We start from the raw sequence: 1,450 nt of genomic DNA on the forward strand, positions 1-1,450 counted from the left end.
GCCGGTTATATTCGAGTTGTAAAGCGCTTCGCAGGATTTCTGGGACGCTCGCCGGATACCGCCAGCATCGAAGATTTGCGCCGTTATCAATTGCATTTGGTTGATCACGGTATCTCGCCGATTTCACTAAATGCAACCCTCACCGGGCTCAAGTTTCTCTTTGAAACGACGCTAGATCACCCCGATCTGTTGCCGGTAGAGTATTACCCTATGGTGTTCACCTTGCCCGCGCCGATCAGCGCCATCGCCTACACCAACAAGGCGGTGATCTATGGACTGTTGTTTGAGGTTGCCGCCGAGACGCTGAGCACCATCGCCGCAGATCCCAAACATCTGGGTGCACAAATCGGGGCCACCCTAGTCCTGCATACTTGGGGATCTGCATTGACGCATCACCCGCATGTGCATGGCATCATCCCCGGTGGCGGGTTATCGTTAGACGGCGAGCGATGGCTGGCTTGCAAGCCGGGTTTCTTCTTATCAGTACGGGTGCTGTCACGGCTGTTTCGACGGCGTTTTCTGGAACAGCTAAGCAAAGCGCAGGCAGCTGGACAATTGCAGTTCTTCGGTGAGCATGCCCATTTATCGGACGCGGCGGCCTTCGCCGACTGGCTTGCCACGCTTAAAAAATGCGAATGGGTGGTCTACGCCAAGCGCCCATTTGCCGGACCCGATGCGGTATTGGCATATCTGTCGCGTTATACCCACCACCCACCGGGTGGCTATCGCCAACTCACGGCTTATCAACATGGACGAACGGGGGGTTACGTTTCGCTGGAAAGACTACCGAGCTAAGGGCAAAACGCGGTATAAAACCATGACGCTCTCTACCGACGAATTCATCCGCCGTTTCCTACTGCATGTGCTGCCCAGTGGTTTTCATCGCATTCGGCATTATGGCTTGTTAGCCAATGCCGGGCGACACGATAATCTTACGCGGATACGTGAGTTGCTGCATGTGGCCCCTGAGGAAGCAAAGGTTACTGAGTCGTCGACAGAATCTGTCCAACCGGTCTTCGTTTGCCCTGATTGTGGTGCGACGATGATCGTTGTCGAAATCTTGGCGCGCAAACAGTTCATCCGTGCACCACCCCAACAACGAGGCGTACCATGAGTTCCTGCGTCTTTCGATACCCAAGCCACTCGCCAACGCTTCATCAGCCAGAGCCGATGCGGGAAGACTTTGTCTGGTGGCGTAAAATCCCCGGTTTTTGCACTCCACTGCAACGAAAAATCAGAGGTATCTGCTTCGAGATGGCTCGCCTGAGCGATTTCATGGTCCGGCAGACCGGCTTACTTTGGCATGTCAAAGATAGGTCAACCACTCAAATCTCCATAGTCCATCGCCTGTCGTGACCAGCCTTAGTATATCCCGCGATTTCCTCCCTCGAGGCTTGTCAGGCGCCTGCCCACTAGGATCTGTGGCATCTTGCAGTCCTACGCAGGAGGG

1 protein-coding gene and 2 pseudogenes are annotated in these 1,450 nt (G+C 54.8%); all 3 read left to right on the plus strand.

Going from position 1 to position 1,450, the window contains the following annotated elements:
• Window positions 1–9 precede the first annotated feature (9 nt).
• A pseudogene (locus RW114_RS21125) lies at window positions 10–168 on the plus strand (phage integrase N-terminal SAM-like domain-containing protein); the annotation flags it as partial.
• 15 nt (window positions 169–183) lie between these two features.
• A pseudogene (locus RW114_RS20615) lies at window positions 184–1,114 on the plus strand (IS91 family transposase); the annotation flags it as partial.
• Window positions 1,111–1,356: a hypothetical protein gene (locus RW114_RS20620; protein WP_340124603.1), complete on the plus strand. Its 246-nt coding sequence runs from the start codon at window positions 1,111–1,113 to the stop codon at window positions 1,354–1,356. The pseudogene RW114_RS20615 and the gene RW114_RS20620, both read left to right, overlap by 4 nt.
• The last annotated feature ends 94 nt before the right edge of the window (window positions 1,357–1,450 follow it).

Source organism: Methylobacter svalbardensis (genome assembly GCF_037671525.1).
Lineage (GTDB): Bacteria > Pseudomonadota > Gammaproteobacteria > Methylococcales > Methylomonadaceae > Methylobacter_A > Methylobacter_A svalbardensis.